Genomic DNA, 16429 nt, shown 5'->3' with positions numbered 1-16429 from the left:
CGCAGTCGATGAGTGAGGCAGCCATCTCCGCCGAGGGGCTGGTGCGCACCTTCGGGAATGTTCTGGCGCTCGACGGTGTGGATCTGGACGTGCCCGAGGGCACGGTGCTGGGGCTGCTCGGCCCGAACGGCGCCGGCAAGACCACCACGGTGCGGGTGCTCACCACGCTGCTGCGGCCGGACGCGGGGCGGGCCACTGTCGCCGGCGTCGACGTGCTGAAGCACCCGGACAAGGTGCGCAGCCTGATCGGGCTGTCCGGCCAGTACGCGGCCGTGGACGAGTACCTGACCGGGCAGGAGAACCTGCAGATGGTCGGCGAGCTGTACCAGATGTCAGCGCGCGACGCGAAGGCCCGCGCCCGGGAGCTGCTGGAGCAGTTCAAGCTGGCCGACGCCGCCGGGCGGATCGCCAAGACGTACTCCGGCGGCATGCGACGCCGCCTCGACCTCGCCGCGGCGCTGGTCGTGCGGCCGCCGGTGATGTTCCTCGACGAGCCGACCACCGGTCTCGACCCGCGGAACCGGATGGCCCTGTGGGAGGTCATCGAGGAGCTGGTCGCGGGCGGCACGACGCTGCTGCTGACCACGCAGTACCTGGAGGAGGCCGACCGGCTCGCCCACGACATCGCCGTCGTCGACCGCGGCCGCGTGATCGCCCGCGGCACCGCGGACCAGCTGAAGGCGCAGATCGGCGGCGAGCGCGTCGAGGTCGTGGTGACCGACTCCGCGGCCCTGCCCCTCGCCGTGGAGGCGCTGGCCCCGTACGCGATCGGGGAGCCCACCGTCGAGCCGCACACCCGCCGGATCACGGTGCCGGTGACCGGCGGCGCGCGGGTGCTCGCGGACGTGATCCGGGATCTGGACGCGCGGGAGATCCTCATTCACGACATCGGGCTGCGCCGGCCGACCCTCGACGACGTCTTCCTCTCCCTGACCGGCCACGCGACCGAGTCCGACGCCGACTCCGAGTCCGAGTCCGACGCAGAGGAGGACCGGGGCGACGGCGCGGAGAGCCCGGACGGGCAGAGCGCGGCCGGGCGGAAGGCGAGCAGGAAGAAGGCCCGGGTATGAGCGCCGTGAACGACTCCGTGGTCGTCGCCAAGCGCAACGTGCGCCGGATGACCCGGATTCCTGAGGTTCTGGTCTTCGGGCTGATCCAGCCGGTGATGTTCGTGCTGCTGTTCACCTACGTCATGGGTGGCGCGATCACCGTCCCCGGGGCGGCCTCGGACCCGAACGCCTACAAGCAGTACCTGATCGCGGGCATCTTCGCGCAGACGGTCACCTTCGCGGTGGCCGGGGCCTCGGCGGGCATCTCGGAGGACATGACCAAGGGCCTGGTCGACCGCTTCCGCTCGCTGCCCATGGCCCGCGGCGCGGTGCTGACCGGCCGCACCATGGCGGACTCCGTGCAGACCGCCCTGATCCTGGTGGTGCTGTCGGTCGTCTCCCTGCTCATCGGCTGGCGGACCCACAACGACCTGTGGAAGGTGTTCTGCGGCTTCCTGCTGCTCCTGCTGCTGGGCTACGCCTTCTCCTGGATCGGCGCGTTGATCGGCCTCTCCGTGCGCAGCCCGGAGGCGGCGACCTCGGCGGGGCTGGTGTGGCTGTTCCCGCTGACCTTCATCTCCAACGCCTTCGTCCCGGTCGCCACCATGCCGGGCTGGCTGCAGCCGATCGCCTACTGGAACCCGTTCAGCGCCACCGTGCAGGCGGTGCGGGAGCTGTTCGGCAACGTGCCGCCGGGCATGGTGCAGACGGCGTGGCCGATGAAGCACGCCGTCCCGGTGTCGATCGGCTGGTCGCTGCTGATCATCGTCGTGTTCCGCGCCCTGGCGGTGAGCAAGTACCGCCGCTCCGACGGCTGAGGCGGGACCGCCGAGCCCGGGACCGCCGAGCCCGGGGCACGGGGACGAAAGCACGTACCGCTCCCCGCGGCAGGGCCGGCGGGGAGCGGTACGGGGCCAGCTGCGGGCGGGCCTCAGCCGGTGAAGGGCTTGGCCTCGGTGATCCTGACGTTCGCCTTGCGGCCGTTCGGCAGCTCGTAGGTCACGTCCGTGCCGACCTTCTGGCCGACGATCGCGCGGCCCAGCGGCGACTGCGGGGAGTAGACCTCGATGTCGCCCGAGGCCGCCTCGCGAGAGCCGAGCAGGAACGTCATGGTGTCGTCCAGGTCGCCGTCGAACGCGACCGTGATGGTCATACCCGGGCCGACCACGCCGTTGTCCGCCGGGGCCTCGCCGACCTGGGCGCGCTCCAGGAGCTGGGTGAGCTGGCGGATGCGCAGCTCCATCTTGCCCTGCTCCTCGCGGGCGGCGTGGTAGCCGGCGTTCTCCTTGAGATCGCCCTCTTCGCGCGCCTGCTCGATCTTCTGCGCGATCTCGGTGCGTCCGGGACCCGACAGGTGCTCCAGCTCGGCGCGGAGCTGGTTGTACGCCTCCTGGGTGAGCCAGGTGACGTTGTCGCTGGTCTGGGTCACTGGTGCTCCTCGTAGGTACTGGGATACAAAGCATCGCCCGCTCGGTCGGAACGGGCGAAACCACAACCCTAACAATTCCCGCGCCGGGAGTCAGGGCCGTGAACGGCGTCACCCGGGTGTCGACGGCCGCCGGAGGAGTCCCAGGCGAGGTCTGAGCGGGCCCGGGACACCGGTCAGGAGCAGCCGACGAGCTCTCCGGTGGTGCCGAGGGACGTGGTCTTCAGCAGCACGGTCGTCTGCGTGTCGCCGGTGCCCTTGGGGATCGCGACGCTGACGCGCCCCACCTCGTCGCCGTTCGCGTCGCGCGAGCGGACGGTGCAGGAGGCGGCCTGGTCGCTGGGCTTGCTCACCTCCAGCGTGATCCGCACCTCGTGGGCGGAGATCACCTGGAAGGTCTGCACCTCGCCGTTGACGGGGTTGCCGGAGACGTACTGGTAACCGATCGCGGCGACCAGCGCGAGCGCCAGCGCGACGGTGACGTAGTAGACGCGCTTGCCGCGCACGCGCGCCTTCTTCTCGTCGCGGCGGCCGTAGCGGCCGACGGGCGGCTTCGCGCCCAACTGCTCGGCCGGGCTCTCGGCCGGGCTCTCGGCCGGGCGTACGTCCGGGGTCGTATCCGCCATCGGACTTTGGCCTCCTTCGGGGGTTCCGCGCATGATCGCGGAATCAACGGCATACCCCCGTCCGTCACTATAGGAGTCTGTACCGAAGACGAAGGGCACAGGGGCAGTGACTGAGCAGTTGCGACTGATGGCGGTGCACGCGCACCCGGACGACGAGTCCAGCAAGGGCGCGGCCACCATGGCGATGTACGTCTCGCGTGGCGTGGACGTGCTCGTGGCCACATGTACGGGGGGCGAGCGTGGTTCGGTGCTGAACCCCAAGCTCCAGGGGGATCCGTGGATCGAGGAGAACATCCACGAGGTCCGGGCCAAGGAGATGGACGCCGCGCGCGAGATCCTGGGCGTCAAGCAGGCCTGGCTCGGCTTCGTCGACTCCGGCCTGCCGGAGGGCGACCCGCTGCCGCCGCTGCCGGAGGGCTGCTTCGCGCTCCAGCCGGTGGAGGAGGCGGCCGGCGCGCTGGTGAAGCTGATCCGCGAGTTCCGTCCGCACGTGATCACCACGTACGACGAGAACGGCGGCTACCCGCACCCGGACCACATCATGACCCACAAGATCACGATGCTGGCCTTCGACAAGGCGGGCGACCCGGACGCCTACCCGGAGGCGGGCGAGCCGTGGCAGCCGCTGAAGGTCTACTACAACCAGGGCATCTCCCTGGAGCGGATCAAGGCTCTGGACGCGGCCATGAACGAGCGCGGCCTGGAGTCCCCCTACAAGGAGTGGATCGCCCGCTGGGAGGAGTCGGACCGCAAGCCGCGTGAGATCACCACGCGCGTTCCCTGCGGCGACTTCTTCGAGATCCGCGACAAGGCGCTGATCGCCCACGCCACCCAGATCGACCCGGACGGGCCGTGGTTCCGGGTGCCGATGGAGATCCAGCGCGAGGTGTGGCCGACGGAGGACTACGAGCTCGCCCGCTCCCTGGTCGACTCGTCCATTCCCGAGGGCGACCTCTTCGAGGGGATCGCTGCCAAGATCTCCAACGCCTCCTGAGACGATGGAACGGTGAACACTGCCATGCACCCCGCCGCCACCGCCTTGCTCGCCCTGGACGAGAACAAGGTCACCCCGGGCATCCTGGGCTTTCTGGTCTTCGCCGCGCTGGGCGCGGGGACCTGGTGGATCCTGAAGGCCATGAACCGCTCGCTGGGCAAGGTCGACTTCGTGGAGGAGCCGGAGCCTGCCGAGGACGTCAAGCAGTAGCGCCAGAGGGTCGCTATTGCGAATGACTTGCAACTAAATATCGGCAGCCCCTACCGTGGATCAGCAGCTGAACCACGGAGGGGTGTGTGGCATGGGGACGATCACGCGTATCAGAGGTGCTCTGACCCGGCGCGAGTGGGCCCGGCTGGGGGGCATGGCGGCGTTCATCGTCGCCCTGCACGTCGTCGGCTGGGGCGTCCTGGCGCTGATCGTCGCCCCGCACCACTACCAGGTCGGCACGCAGGCCTTCGGCCTCGGCATGGGCCTCACCGCGTACACCCTCGGCATGCGACACGCGTTCGACGCCGACCACATCGCGGCCATCGACAACACCACCCGCAAGCTGATGGGCGAGGAGCAGCGCCCGCTCTCGGTCGGCTTCTGGTTCTCGCTCGGCCACTCCTCCGTGGTCTTCGGCCTCTGCCTGCTGCTCTCCTTCGGCGTGAAGGCCCTGGCCGGCCAGGTCTCGAACGGCTCCTCGACGCTGCAGACCGTCGCGGGAACGATCGGTACGACCGTCTCCGGGACCTTCCTGATGCTGATCGCCGTGATCAACGCGGTGGTGCTGGTCGGCATCGTCAAGGTCTTCCGGAAGATGCGCGGGGGCGAGTACTCCGAGGCCGAGCTCGAGGAGCACCTGAACAAGCGCGGCTTCATGAACCGGATCCTGGGCCGGGTGACCAAGGCCGTCACCAAGTCCTGGCACATGTACCCGGTGGGCTTCCTGTTCGGCCTCGGCTTCGACACCGCGACGGAGGTCTCGCTGCTGGTCCTCGCGGGCGGGGCCTCGGCCTTCTCGCTGCCCTGGTACGCGATCCTGACCCTGCCGATCCTCTTCGCGGCCGGCATGTCGTTGCTGGACACCATCGACGGCTCGTTCATGAACTTCGCCTACGACTGGGCCTTCTCGCAGCCGGTCCGCAAGGTCTACTACAACATCACGATCACGGGCCTGTCGGTCGCCGTGGCGGTGATCATCGGCGGCATCGAGCTGATCGGCCTGCTGGCGGAGAAGCTGGACATCAGCGGCGGCGTGATCGGCTGGATCGCCGGGCTGGACCTGAACAACGTCGGCTTCGTGATCGTGGGACTCTTCGTCGTCACCTGGCTGGCGGCGCTGGCCTTCTGGCGCCTCGGGCGGGTGGAGGAGAAGTGGGCGGCCGTGTCCGTCGGCACGCCCTCCACGGCGGCCGTCGCCGCCGAGGAGTAGCGCGTCGTCGACCTCAGTGGTGGAAGCCCTCCCGGGGCTTCACGCCGTGCTCCGTGCCCGGGTTGGGCTGGGCCTGGAGCTCGGGCAACAGCCGGGACAGGTCGTTCAGCAGGAGATCCGCGAGGTCCAAGGTGAACCCGTTGCGGATGACGATGCGGATGACCGCCAGGTCCGTGCGGTTCTCCGGGAAGGTGTACGCCGGGACGAGCCAGCCGCGTTCACGCAGCCTGCGGGAGACGTCGAAGACGTCGAAGTTCGTCACGTCGTCCGTCGTGGTGAAGGCGAAGACGGGCAGCTCGTCGCCGCGCGTCAGCAGGCGGAAGACGCCGAGCGCCTCGATGCCCTGCGCGAGGCGGATCGCGACGTCGCGCGACGCCTGCTGGACCGCCGTGAAGCCGGCCCGGCCCAGACGCAGGAAGTTGTAGTACTGGGCGATCACCTGCGCGCCGGGGCGCGAGAAGTTGAGGGCGAAGGTCGGCATGTTGCCGCCCAGATAGTTGACCCGGAAGACCAGCTCCTCCGGCAGGGCCTCCGCGTCGCGCCACAGCGCCCAGCCGACGCCCGGGTAGACCAGGCCGTACTTGTGGCCGGAGGTGTTGATCGAAGCGACGCGCGGCAGGCGGAAGTCCCATTCCAGATCCGGGTCGATGAAGGGGGCGATCATGCCGCCGGACGCGCCGTCGACGTGGACGGGGACGTCCAGGCCGGTCCGGCGCTGCAGGTCGTCCAGCGCCTCGCAGATCTCCTTGATCGGCTCGAAGCTGCCGTCGAAGGTGGAGCCGAGTACGCCGACGACGCCGATGGTGTTCTCGTCGACCAGGGCCAGCGCCGACTGCGCGTCGAGGTGGTAGCGCTCGCCCTCCATGGGGGCGAGCCGGCACTCGACCTCCCAGAAGTTGCAGAACTTCTCCCAGCACACCTGGACGTTCGCGCCCATCACCAGGTTGGGCCGAGCTGCGCCGCTGTCGTACTTCGCGCGGTTGCGCTGCATCCAGCGCCGCTTGAGGGCCATGCCGGCGAGCATGCACGCCTCGCTGGAGCCGGTGGTGGAGCAGCCGACGGCCTTCGTCGCCTCCGGGGCGTGCCACAGGTCGGCAAGGATGTTCACACAGCGGCGCTCGAACTCGGCCGTCTGCGGGTACTCGTCCTTGTCGATCATGTTCTTGTCGAGGCACTCACCGATCAGCTCGGTGACCTGGGGATCCATCCAGGTGGTCACGAAGGTGGCGAGGTTGAGCCGTGCGTTGCCGTCGAGCAGCAGCTCGTCGCGGATCAGCTGGTGAGCGATCGGGGCCGGAAGCGGGTGGTGCGGCAGGCGGTTCTTCGGCACCGCCTCCTCCATCCCGTTGAGGAGGTCCTCGACTCCGGCCACCCGCGGGAGGCTCAGCGGCTTTTGCTTGTCCTGTCCCTGATGCAGCGCCATGCCGACCAGCCTATGCACGCCCCGCCGGGACGGCGCGGCGAAACGCTTGCTTCGTGCGCACTCCGGGGGACGGACGCCGCGCGGTCGAGCCCGGCCTGCGGCGGCTCGGCACCGACCACGTCGACGCCTGTCAGTGGCGCGCTGCGCAAGGAGGCCGAGGGCAGCGGAGCCGGCACCAACGTGGGCGGGTCGGCGGCCGGACGGGCCGATCCGGCGGTTCGTCGGACCCGCGCACCCGCGCGCAACTGGGCTCCGCCCCGCGGGTGGAGCGGACTCTCCCGGCGGACGCGGAAAAGCCCAGGTCGAAGCGTGGGCCTGGGCTGCTCCTGGAGGTGCGGCGAGGGGTTCAGGCGGGCGGCTGGTAGCCGGGGTCGAGCCCCCGCATGACGTCGTCCGGGACCATCGCCGGGGAGAACGTCACGTCGGCGCCGAGCTCCTGGAAGAACGGCTCGGCGATCGAGGGCATCTGCGCGGGCTCCTTCAGGTCGAACACGACGAAGCCGCCCCGCTGTCCGTCCACGGTGGCGAAGTAGACGGCTTCGGGCTGGAGCCTGGCGAGGTTGGTCTGCATGAACTCGGCCATCCGCTTGTCACTGATGGCCTGGGTCGTCTTCTCGTTGCCGAGGCGGATCGTCATGAGCGTGCGCATGCCGTTCCACCTCCTTCCTTTCGTGCCTCGTGATGTCTCCATCGTCATCCCGCCGCCGGGCCCCCGCACGCCGCGCCAGCCGTGCGACCCACCGTCGCGCATCCCGTGTGAGAGGCTGGCGAGGTGAACCGCTTGGCTGGTGCGACGTCGCCGTATCTCCTGCAGCACGCCGACAACCCCGTCGACTGGTGGGAGTGGGGTGACGAGGCCTTCGCGGCAGCGCGGGAGCGGGACGTGCCGGTGCTGCTGAGCGTCGGCTACGCCGCGTGCCACTGGTGCCATGTCATGGCGCACGAGAGCTTCGAGGACGCCGGCCTCGCGGAGTACCTGAACGCGCACTTCGTGCCGGTCAAGGTGGACCGGGAGGAGCGGCCGGACGTCGACGCCGTCTACATGGAGGCCGTGCAGGCGGCGACCGGGCAGGGCGGCTGGCCGATGACGGTGTGGCTGACGCCCGACGGGGAGCCGTTCTACTTCGGGACCTACTTCCCGCCCGAGCCCCGGCACGGCATGCCGTCGTTCCGGCAGGTGCTGGAGGGCGTCGCGGAGGCCTGGCGCGGGCGGCGCGAGGAGGTCGCCGACGTGGCCCGCCGGATCGTGCACGAGCTCAGCGGCCGCGCCGGCGTGTACGCGGGGCTGGCGGCGGCCGACCTGCCGGGGCCGGAGTCGATGCGCCAGGCGCTGGCCGGGCTCGGGCGGGAGTTCGACGAACGTCACGGCGGCTTCGGCGGCGCGCCCAAGTTCCCGCCGTCCATGGTGCTGGAGTTCCTGCTGCGTCACCACGCCGCGACCGGCTCGCCCGCGGCGCTCGACCTGGTCGAGCGCACCTGCGCGGCGATGGCCCGCGGGGGCATCCACGACCAGCTCGGCGGCGGCTTCGCCCGCTACTCCGTCGACGCGCACTGGACCGTGCCCCACTTCGAGAAGATGCTCTACGACAACGCGCTGCTGCTCCGCGCCTACCTGCACCTGTGGCGGGCCACCGGCAGCCCGCTCGCGCGGCGCGTCGCGGAGGGCACCGGGGACTTCCTGCTGCGTGAACTGCGCACCGCCGAGGGTGGCTTCGCCTCCGCGCTCGACGCGGACAGCGCCGACGCCGAGGGCCGCAGCCGCGAGGGCGCGTTCTACGTGTGGACGCCCGAGCAGCTCGTCGACGTGCTCGGCGACGAGGAGGGCCGACGCGCGGCCGAGCGCTACGGGGTGACGTCGCAGGGCACCTTCGAGGAGGGCGCCTCCGTACTGCAGTGGCCGGGGGAGGGCGAGCCCGACGCCTCGGACGAGGAGGCGCGCGAGCGGCTGCTGGCCGCCCGCGAGCTGCGACCGCGTCCCGCCCGCGACGACAAGGTCGTGGCCGCGTGGAACGGACTGGCCGTCGCCGCGCTCGCCGAGGCGGGCGCGCTGCTCGACCGCCCCGACTTCCTCGACGCGGCGGTGGTCGCCGCCGCGCTGCTGCTCGGCGTTCACCGTGACGAGTCCGGCCGACTGCTGCGCACGTCCCGTGACGGCGTCGCCGGCCGCAACGCCGGTGTCCTCGAGGACTACGGCGACGTGGCGGAAGGACTGCTCACACTGCACAGCGTCACCGGCGACATGCGCTGGCTCGACGCCGCAGGAGAGTTGCTCGAAGTGGTGTTGACCCGGTTCACGGATGAGGCGTCAGGAGCGCTGTACGACACGGCCGCCGACGCGGAGCCGCTGATCCGGCGCCCGCAGGACCCGACCGACAACGAGGCTCCGTCCGGCTGGACCGCGGCGGCGGGCGCCCTGCTGTCCTACGCCGCGCTGACCGACTCCGAGCGTCACCGCACCGCCGCGGAGCGGGCGTTGACGGTGGTGACGCCGCTGGCCGGACAGGCTCCGCGCTTCGTCGGCTGGGGACTGGCCTCCGCTCAGGCCCTTCTGGACGGCCCCCGCAAGGTCGCCCTCGCGGGCGCGCCCGAGGACCCGGCGACGGCCGCGCTGCGGATCGCGGCCCTGGCCGCGACCGCGCCGGGCCTGGTCGTCACCGTCGCGGGCGAGGAGCAGCCGCCGGTCGACGGCGCCCCGGCGGCGTACGTCTGCCGCCGCTTCACCTGCGACGCGCCCGTCACCGACCCCACGTGGCTCAGGGAAGGGCTGAGCGCGACCCCGAAGGAGTGAGTGCCCCGGGGCTGGACCCGGGGTCACAGGCCGGGGCTGCCAAGGGCGTTGATCGCCCGGTTCAGCAGGTCCTCCAGCTCGTCCTCGCCCCCGCGTTCGGCCCAGTACTGCACCGCCTCGCTGGACGCGGCGAGGATCGACGCCACCAGGGCGCGCAGTTCCAGGCCGTCGGCGGGCAGGCCGGTCCGCTCCGCGAGCAGGCGGCACATCATCTCGCCGGTGCGCTGCAGCTCCACCAGGGCGCGGGCGCGGATCGCCGGGACCGTCCGGTACAGCTGCATGCGCAGCAGCACCTCCTCGCGCTCGGCCGCGAGGACCTGGCGCAGCGGATCGATCATCGCCTGCCGGACGGACTCGATCAGCGGTTCGTCGCTGGGGCGCGAGCGGAAGGAGGCCTCCATCAGCGGGTCGTAGTCGTCGCTGATGACCAGGTCTTCCTTGGTGGGGAAGTACCGGAAGAAGGTGCTGGGCGAGACCTCCGCCACGGCCGCGATCTGGTCGACCGTCGTGGCCTCGTAGCCCTGCTCGGTGAACAGGCCGAAGGCCGCCGAGCGGATCGCGCGGCGGGTCTTCAGCTTCTTGCGCTCCCGCAGGCCCAGCGGGGCGGCGAGGAGTTCTTCGAGCTCGGCGCCGGCGGTAGTCGGGGTGGAGGAGTTGCCGGGGGTCATGCCTGGGATTCTCCCGCACCGCCCCCAGAGCTGGGCATCCGCCAGGCGATCAACGCCGCCGAGAGGGCCGATCCGATGCCGCACGCGAGCAGCACCAGATCCATGCCGTGGACGAACGCGGCGTGCGCGGACGCGGCCAGCGCCGTGTCGTGCAGCTGTTCCGCGATCGCCTGGGCGGCCGAGACCGAACCGCGCGCGGTGCGGGCCAGGGGCTCCGGCAGGCTGCCGGTGTCGAGCCGCGCGGTGTAGCCGCCGGCCAGAAGGCTGCCGAGCAGGGCGACGCCGATCGCGCTGGCGGACTGTCGCAGCGTCTGGAGCAGCCCGGAGCCGACGCCGGCCCGGTCGTCCGGGAGCGCCGCCATGGCCGCGCCCATGGCCGGGACCATGGTGAAGCCCATGCCGAGGCCGAGCGCGCCCAGCCACAGCGCCGTACGGCCGTAGCCGTCGCCGGTGGTGGTCGAGGCGCCGAGCAGCATCGAGGCGGCGACGACGAGCATGCCCGAGGCGACGACCCAGCGGACCGACAGCCTTGCGACCAGCCGTTCCGCGACGCGCGCCGCGAGCAGCAGGCCGGCCATCATCGGCATGAGCCGGACGCCGGTGCCGAGGGCGTCGTAGCCGAGCACCGACTGCAGGTACTGCGGCAACACGAACAGGCCGCCCATCAGCACGAAGGAGACCAGCACCGAGGCGGCCGTGCTCCAGCGGTAGACGCGGTCGGCGAGCAGCGTGAAGTCGACCATCGGGTGCGGCAGCGTGCGCTCGCGCCGGACCAGGTGGCCGAGCAGCAGCACGGAGGCCACCAGCGGGGCGACGACCCGGGCGGATCCCCATCCGTCGGTCGGGCCCTGGATGATGCCGAAGGTGAGCGCGCCGAGGCCGAGCACGCCGACGACGGCGCTGAGCGGGTCGACCCGGGGTACGGACGGGTCGCGCGACTCGGGCACCAGCCACAGGCAGGCGGCGATGCCGATCGCGATCAGCGGGACGTTGATCAGGAAGATCGAGCCCCACCAGAAGTGGTTGAGCAGCAGCCCGCCCAGCATCGGGCCGAGCGGCATGCCGACGGCCATGCCCGCCGTCATCACGGCGATGGCGCGCGGTCGTTCGGCGGGGGAGAAGAGGCTCGGCAGGATCGCGATGCCGAGCGGCATGATGAGCGCGCCGCCGAGGCCCATCACGGCGCGGACCGCGATCAGCGTGTTCGGCGAGTCCGCGAGCGTGCCGATCAGCGAGGCGACGCCGAAGAGCACCAGCCCGCCGATGAGCAGCCGACGCCGTCCGAAGCGGTCGCCGAGCAGCCCGGCGGGGAGCATCGCGGCGGCGAAGACGACGAGGTACGCGTCGACGATCCACTGCAGCTGGCCCGTGGTGGCGTGCAACTGCACCGCCATGTCGGGCAGGGCGACGTTGAGGATCGTGCCGTCGAAGCCGAGCACCAACACGCTCAGGCAGACGGCGGCCAGCGCCCACCAGCGGCGGCTGCTGGTCTGGATGCCCCCGGCGGGTGGTGCGAGGTCTGATGGTGCTGTGGTGCCCACGGTCCGGTCCGTGCTCATGGCAGCCCCCTAGAGAGTTCCCCCAGTCTTCTGACAGTAACTCTCAAAATCTAGGAGCTGTCAATCGACAGCCTCTAGCGGCTTACATCGCGACCAGCGAGACCCCCACGAACTGCACGATGAAGGCGGCGAGCGTGCACGCGTGGAAGACCTCGTGGAAGCCGAACCAGCGCGGCGAGGGGTTCGGGCGCTTGAGGCCGTAGATGACGCCGCCGACGCTGTAGAGCGCGCCGCCGATGATGATCAGCACCGTCACCGCGACGCCCCCGGTGCGGAAGAAGTCGGGCAGGAAGAAGACCGCGGCCCAGCCGAGGGCCAGGTAGCAGGGCGTGTACAGCCAGCGCGGCGCGCCGACCCAGAAGACCCGGAACGCGATCCCGGCCAGCGCCCCCGCCCAGACCAGCCAGAGCAGCACCTGCTGCCGCGCCCCGTGCAGCAGCAGGATGGTGACGGGCGTGTACGTGCCGGCGATGATCAGGAAGATGTTGCTGTGGTCGAGCCGCCGCAGGACGGCCTCGCCGCGGGGGCCCCAGGTGAAGCGGTGGTACAGCGCGCTGACGCCGAACAGCATCCATGCGCTGACGGCGTAGACCGCGCAGGCCGCGCGGGCGGCGGGGGTCGTGGCCAGACAGATCAGCACGATGCCGGCCGCCACCGTCGCCGGAAACATTCCGGCATGCAGCCAGCCGCGCATGGCCGGCTTCAGCGGGAAATTCAGCTCACTCATTTCCACCCCTGGAGTCATGTTTCCGAAGCATACCTACGGCACCGTAGGTTACCTACTGGTAGGTCTGCTTGAATTCTCGTCAAAGTGACGCTGACCTGCGATGTTGTCGTTCTCACATGGCCGCGGTGTGTCACTTCTCGGACATCGGGGATACGCTGCGAAGACCCTCAACCCCTCACCATCCGTTCAAGGACGACCGGATGGGAAACGGAGCGATCGTGCCGAACGAGAACTCTGCCCAGGTCAACGCTGCCCCGACCCGGCACAAGAAGCTGCTGGCGTGGGTCCAGGAGATCGCAGAGCTCACCCAGCCGGATCGGATCGAATGGTGCGACGGCTCTGAAGCCGAGTACCAGCGTCTGTGCGACCTGCTTGTCGAGAAGGGCACCTTCCGCAAGCTCAATGAGGAGAAGCGGCCGAACTCGTACTACGCCGCCTCCGATCCGCGCGATGTGGCGCGCGTCGAGGACCGCACGTTCATCTGCTCCGAGCAGGAGAAGGACGCGGGCCCGACCAACCACTGGAAGGCCCCCGCCGAGATGCGTGCCATCTTCGGTGACATCTTCAAGGGCTCCATGAAGGGCCGCACCATGTACGTGGTGCCGTTCTCCATGGGTCCCGTGGGTTCACCGCTGGCCGCCTACGGCGTCGAGATCACCGACTCCGCCTACGTCGCCGTGTCGATGCGCACGATGACGCGCATGGGTCAGGCCGTGCTGGACTACCTCGGTGAGGACGGCGAGTTCGTCAAGGCCGTGCACACCCTCGGCGCCCCGCTCGCAGAGGGCGAGGCCGACGTCCCGTGGCCGTGCAACGAGACCAAGTACATCTCGCACTTCCCGGAGACCAAGGAGATCTGGTCCTACGGTTCGGGCTACGGCGGCAACGCCCTGCTCGGCAAGAAGTGCTACGCGCTGCGCATCGCCTCGACGATGGCCCGCGACGAGGGCTGGCTGGCCGAGCACATGCTCGTCCTGAAGCTCACCCCGCCGTCCGGCGAGGCCAAGTACGTCGCCGCCGCGTTCCCCAGCGCCTGCGGCAAGACCAACCTGGCCATGCTCCAGCCGACCATCCCGGGCTGGAAGGTCGAGACCATCGGCGACGACATCGCCTGGATGCGGTTCGGTGCGGACGGCCGCCTCTACGCGATCAACCCGGAGGCCGGCTTCTTCGGCGTCGCGCCCGGCACCGGTCGTGACACCAACGCCAACGCCATCGACTCGATGTACGCCAACACGGTCTTCACCAACGTGGCGCTCACCGACGACGGCGACGTGTGGTGGGAGGGCATGACCGAGGAGAAGCCCGCGCACCTCACCGACTGGAAGGGCAACGACTGGACGCCCGCGTCGGAGACCCCGGCGGCGCACCCCAACGCCCGGTTCACCGTCCCGGCCGCCCAGTGCCCGACCATCGCCCCGGAGTGGGAGGACCCGGCGGGTGTGCCGATCTCGGCCATCCTCTTCGGCGGCCGCCGCGCCAGCGCGGTTCCGCTGGTGACCGAGTCCTTCGACTGGCAGCACGGCGTCTTCCTCGGCGCCAACGTGGCCTCGGAGCAGACCGCCGCCGCCGAGGGCACCGTCGGCAAGCTGCGCCGTGACCCGTTCGCGATGCTGCCCTTCTGCGGCTACAACATGGGCGACTACTTCGCCCACTGGCTGGAGATCGGCGAGAACGCCGACGCCGCCAAGCTGCCGAAGATCTACTACGTGAACTGGTTCCGCAAGAACGCCGACGGCAAGTTCGTCTGGCCGGGCTTCGGCGAGAACAGCCGCGTGCTGAAGTGGATCGTCGAGCGCCTGGAGGGCACCGGCGAGGGCGTCGAGTCGCCGATCGGCATCCTGCCGACCGAGGACGCGCTCGACCTGGACGGTCTCAGCATCGACCAGGCCGACCTGGACCTGCTGCTCACCGTCGACCGTGACATCTGGAAGCAGGAGGCCGCGCTCATCCCCGAGCACCTGGAGCTGTTCGGCGAGCACACGCCGAAGGCTCTGTGGGACGAGTACGAGAAGCTGACCCAGCGTCTGGGCTGAGGTGAGCGCCTGAGCCGAGGCTCAGGAGATCACCGACTCGCGTGCCGCCGTATGGAAGTCCATACGGCGGCACGCGAGTATCGCCGTCCGGGTGTCCTGCTGGGCGGCGGCCACCACCAGCACCCGTCCGGCCAGGTCGAACGCCTGCGCGTGCAGGGCGGGGAGCCCGGCGGGGTAGGCGACGGCGGCGCGCTGCGGAAGACACGCGCCGATCTCGGCGATGCGCGTGGTCAGTGCCGCGGCGGCGTCCTCCAGCGCGCGGTCGCCGGTGCGCGTGTGCAGCTCGCGCGTGACGTCGAGGAGCGCCGCCAGGTGGCCCGCCAGTTGTCCGCGCAGCCCGCTGAGAGCAGGCACGGGCGTGCTCGGCGTCTGGGACTGCCGCGACCGACGTACGACAGGACGGGTCTTGGGCTGCTCGTACATGCGAACAGCATAACTTAGACTTTGTCTAAAAGAAGATTCCGTTTTGAGGCGTGGACGCCCCGGCCCCTAGGGCTGCGCGTACGTCGACAGGAAGACGCCGATCTTCTCGATCGCCTCGCTCAGATCCTCCGCGTGCGGCAGCGTGACCAGGCGGAAGTGGTCCGGGTCGGGCCAGTTGAACCCGGTGCCCTGGACGACGTAGATGTGCTGCTGCTTGAGCAGGTCCAGCACCATCTGGGCGTCGTCCTTGATCTTGTAGACCTTCGGGTCCAGCCGTGGGAAGGCGTAGAGCGCGCCCTTGGGCTTGACGCAGGACACACCGGGGATGTCGTTCAGCATCTTCCAGGCGATGTCGCGCTGCTCGCGCAGCCGGCCGCCGGGGAGGATCAGGTCCTTGATCGACTGACGCCCGCCGAGCGCGGCGGCGATCGCGTGCTGCGAGGGCATGTTGGCGCACAGGCGCATGGTGGCCAGCGTGGTCAGGCCCTCGATGTAGCTGCGGGCCTCCTCCTTCGGGCCGGAGATGGTCATCCAGCCGCTGCGGAAGCCGGCCACCCGGTAGGCCTTGGACATGCCGTTGAAGGTCAGGCAGAGCAGGTCGGGGGCGAGCACGGCGGTGGAGGTGTGCTCGGCGTCGTCATAGAGGATCTTGTCGTAGATCTCGTCCGAGTAGACGATCAGGTTGTGCCGGCGGGCGATGCCGACCAGGCCCTCCAGCAGCTCGACCGGATAGACCGCGCCGGTCGGGTTGTTCGGGTTGATGATCACGATGCCGCGGGTGCGGTCGGTGATCTTCGACTCGATGTCCGCGAGGTCGGGGAACCAGTCGGACTGCTCGTCGCAGCGGTAGTGCACCGCCGTCCCCCCGGACAGGCTGATCGACGCCGTCCACAGCGGGTAGTCGGGGGAGGGGACGAGGATCTCGTCGCCGTCGTCCAGCAGCGCCTGCATGGCCATCTGGATCAACTCGGAGACGCCGTTGCCGATGTAGACGTCCTCGACGCCCAGGCCGTGCAGGCCGCGCTCCTCGTAGTGCATCACCACGGCGCGCCGGGCGGAGAGCAGGCCCTTGGAGTCGCCGTAGCCGTGCGCCCCGGCGAGGTTGCGGAGGATGTCCTGCAGGATCTCCGGCGGCGCCTCGAAGCCGAACGGCGCCGGGTTCCCGGTGTTCAGCTTCAGGATGCGGTGGCCCTCGTCCTCAAGCCGCATGGCCTCGTCGAGGATCGGGCCGCGGATGTCGTAGCAGACGTTGGCGAGCTTGCTGGACTGGATCACCTGCATACCGATGCA

At 70.2% G+C, this 16429-nt stretch carries 16 protein-coding genes; 7 read left to right on the top strand and 9 right to left on the bottom strand.

Annotated elements, in window-relative coordinates:
* Positions 1 to 8 precede the first annotated feature (8 nt).
* Positions 9 to 1070 carry a daunorubicin resistance protein DrrA family ABC transporter ATP-binding protein gene (locus TR48_RS18770; protein ID WP_042368708.1) on the top strand — a complete coding sequence of 354 codons (1062 nt, stop codon included), beginning with the start codon at positions 9 to 11 and terminating at the stop codon, positions 1068 to 1070.
* Positions 1067 to 1867 carry an ABC transporter permease gene (locus TR48_RS18765; protein ID WP_042368707.1) on the top strand — a complete coding sequence of 267 codons (801 nt, stop codon included), beginning with the start codon at positions 1067 to 1069 and terminating at the stop codon, positions 1865 to 1867. Before TR48_RS18770 ends, TR48_RS18765 begins: the two co-directional genes overlap by 4 nt.
* 113 nt (positions 1868 to 1980) lie before the next feature.
* Here TR48_RS18765 and greA read toward each other — a convergent pair whose 3' ends face one another.
* On the bottom strand, positions 1981 to 2478 hold the full coding sequence (gene greA, locus TR48_RS18760; RefSeq protein WP_042368706.1) for a transcription elongation factor GreA: 498 nt from the start codon (positions 2476 to 2478) through the stop codon (positions 1981 to 1983).
* 173 nt (positions 2479 to 2651) lie between these two features.
* Positions 2652 to 3101 carry a DUF4307 domain-containing protein gene (locus TR48_RS40610; RefSeq protein WP_052442772.1) on the bottom strand — a complete coding sequence of 150 codons (450 nt, stop codon included), beginning with the start codon at positions 3099 to 3101 and terminating at the stop codon, positions 2652 to 2654.
* Positions 3102 to 3207: 106 nt separating this feature from the next.
* Here TR48_RS40610 and mca point away from each other — a divergent pair, with 106 nt between their 5' ends.
* From mca to nicT, 3 genes are all read left to right on the top strand, one after another.
* Positions 3208 to 4095, top strand: a complete 888-nt coding sequence (mca, locus tag TR48_RS18750) for a mycothiol conjugate amidase Mca (RefSeq protein ID WP_042368705.1) — start codon at positions 3208 to 3210, stop codon at positions 4093 to 4095.
* A gap of 12 nt (positions 4096 to 4107) precedes the next feature.
* Positions 4108 to 4305, top strand: coding sequence for a hypothetical protein (locus TR48_RS18745; protein WP_439654479.1), 198 nt, complete (start codon positions 4108 to 4110; stop codon positions 4303 to 4305).
* 91 nt (positions 4306 to 4396) lie between these two features.
* Positions 4397 to 5515, top strand: a complete 1119-nt coding sequence (gene nicT, locus TR48_RS18740; RefSeq protein WP_170183542.1) for a Nickel transporter NicT — start codon at positions 4397 to 4399, stop codon at positions 5513 to 5515.
* Between the two features lie 13 nt (positions 5516 to 5528).
* Here nicT and gad read toward each other — a convergent pair whose 3' ends face one another.
* Both gad and TR48_RS18730 read right to left on the bottom strand, forming a co-directional pair.
* The gene (gene gad / locus TR48_RS18735; protein ID WP_042368703.1) at positions 5529 to 6938 is read right to left on the bottom strand and encodes a glutamate decarboxylase; all 1410 of its coding nucleotides are present in this window, start codon (positions 6936 to 6938) and stop codon (positions 5529 to 5531) included.
* 346 nt (positions 6939 to 7284) lie between these two features.
* Positions 7285 to 7587 (bottom strand): hypothetical protein, encoded by a 303-nt coding sequence (locus TR48_RS18730; RefSeq protein ID WP_042368702.1) that lies wholly within the window; start codon positions 7585 to 7587, stop codon positions 7285 to 7287.
* A 123-nt stretch (positions 7588 to 7710) separates the two neighbouring features.
* Here TR48_RS18730 and TR48_RS18725 point away from each other — a divergent pair, with 123 nt between their 5' ends.
* On the top strand, positions 7711 to 9726 hold the full coding sequence (locus TR48_RS18725; RefSeq protein ID WP_042368701.1) for a thioredoxin domain-containing protein: 2016 nt from the start codon (positions 7711 to 7713) through the stop codon (positions 9724 to 9726).
* 23 nt (positions 9727 to 9749) lie between these two features.
* Here the strand turns inward: TR48_RS18725 and TR48_RS18720 are convergent, their stop codons facing one another.
* The 3 genes from TR48_RS18720 to trhA all read right to left on the bottom strand — a co-directional run bounded on the left by TR48_RS18720 (position 9750) and on the right by trhA (position 12680).
* Positions 9750 to 10394, bottom strand: a complete 645-nt coding sequence (locus TR48_RS18720) for an acyl-CoA-like ligand-binding transcription factor (protein ID WP_063771012.1) — start codon at positions 10392 to 10394, stop codon at positions 9750 to 9752.
* Positions 10391 to 11953: an MFS transporter gene (locus TR48_RS18715; protein WP_236652212.1), complete on the bottom strand. Its 1563-nt coding sequence runs from the start codon at positions 11951 to 11953 to the stop codon at positions 10391 to 10393. The genes TR48_RS18720 and TR48_RS18715 overlap by 4 nt, the downstream gene beginning before the upstream one ends.
* An 82-nt stretch (positions 11954 to 12035) precedes the next feature.
* Positions 12036 to 12680 carry a PAQR family membrane homeostasis protein TrhA gene (trhA, locus tag TR48_RS18710; protein WP_174501718.1) on the bottom strand — a complete coding sequence of 215 codons (645 nt, stop codon included), beginning with the start codon at positions 12678 to 12680 and terminating at the stop codon, positions 12036 to 12038.
* Between the two features lie 200 nt (positions 12681 to 12880).
* On the opposite strand from trhA, the gene TR48_RS18705 reads away from it, so the two are divergent.
* A complete protein-coding gene (locus tag TR48_RS18705) occupies positions 12881 to 14716 on the top strand; it encodes a phosphoenolpyruvate carboxykinase (GTP) (protein WP_042368699.1) in 1836 nt (611 codons plus the stop codon).
* A 21-nt stretch (positions 14717 to 14737) separates the two neighbouring features.
* Here the strand turns inward: TR48_RS18705 and TR48_RS18700 are convergent, their stop codons facing one another.
* On the bottom strand, positions 14738 to 15139 hold the full coding sequence (locus TR48_RS18700) for an SCO4983 family protein (RefSeq protein ID WP_042368698.1): 402 nt from the start codon (positions 15137 to 15139) through the stop codon (positions 14738 to 14740).
* 66 nt (positions 15140 to 15205) lie between these two features.
* Entirely contained in the window at positions 15206 to 16420 is a 1215-nt protein-coding gene (locus TR48_RS18695; protein WP_042368697.1) for a pyridoxal phosphate-dependent aminotransferase, read from the bottom strand.
* Between the last annotated feature and the right edge of the window lie 9 nt (positions 16421 to 16429).

Source organism: Streptacidiphilus neutrinimicus, assembly GCF_000787815.1.
Classification (GTDB): domain Bacteria; phylum Actinomycetota; class Actinomycetes; order Streptomycetales; family Streptomycetaceae; genus Streptacidiphilus; species Streptacidiphilus neutrinimicus.
The sequence above is the reverse complement of the archived record's forward strand: the minus strand, read 5'-3'. Positions and strand labels throughout refer to the sequence as shown.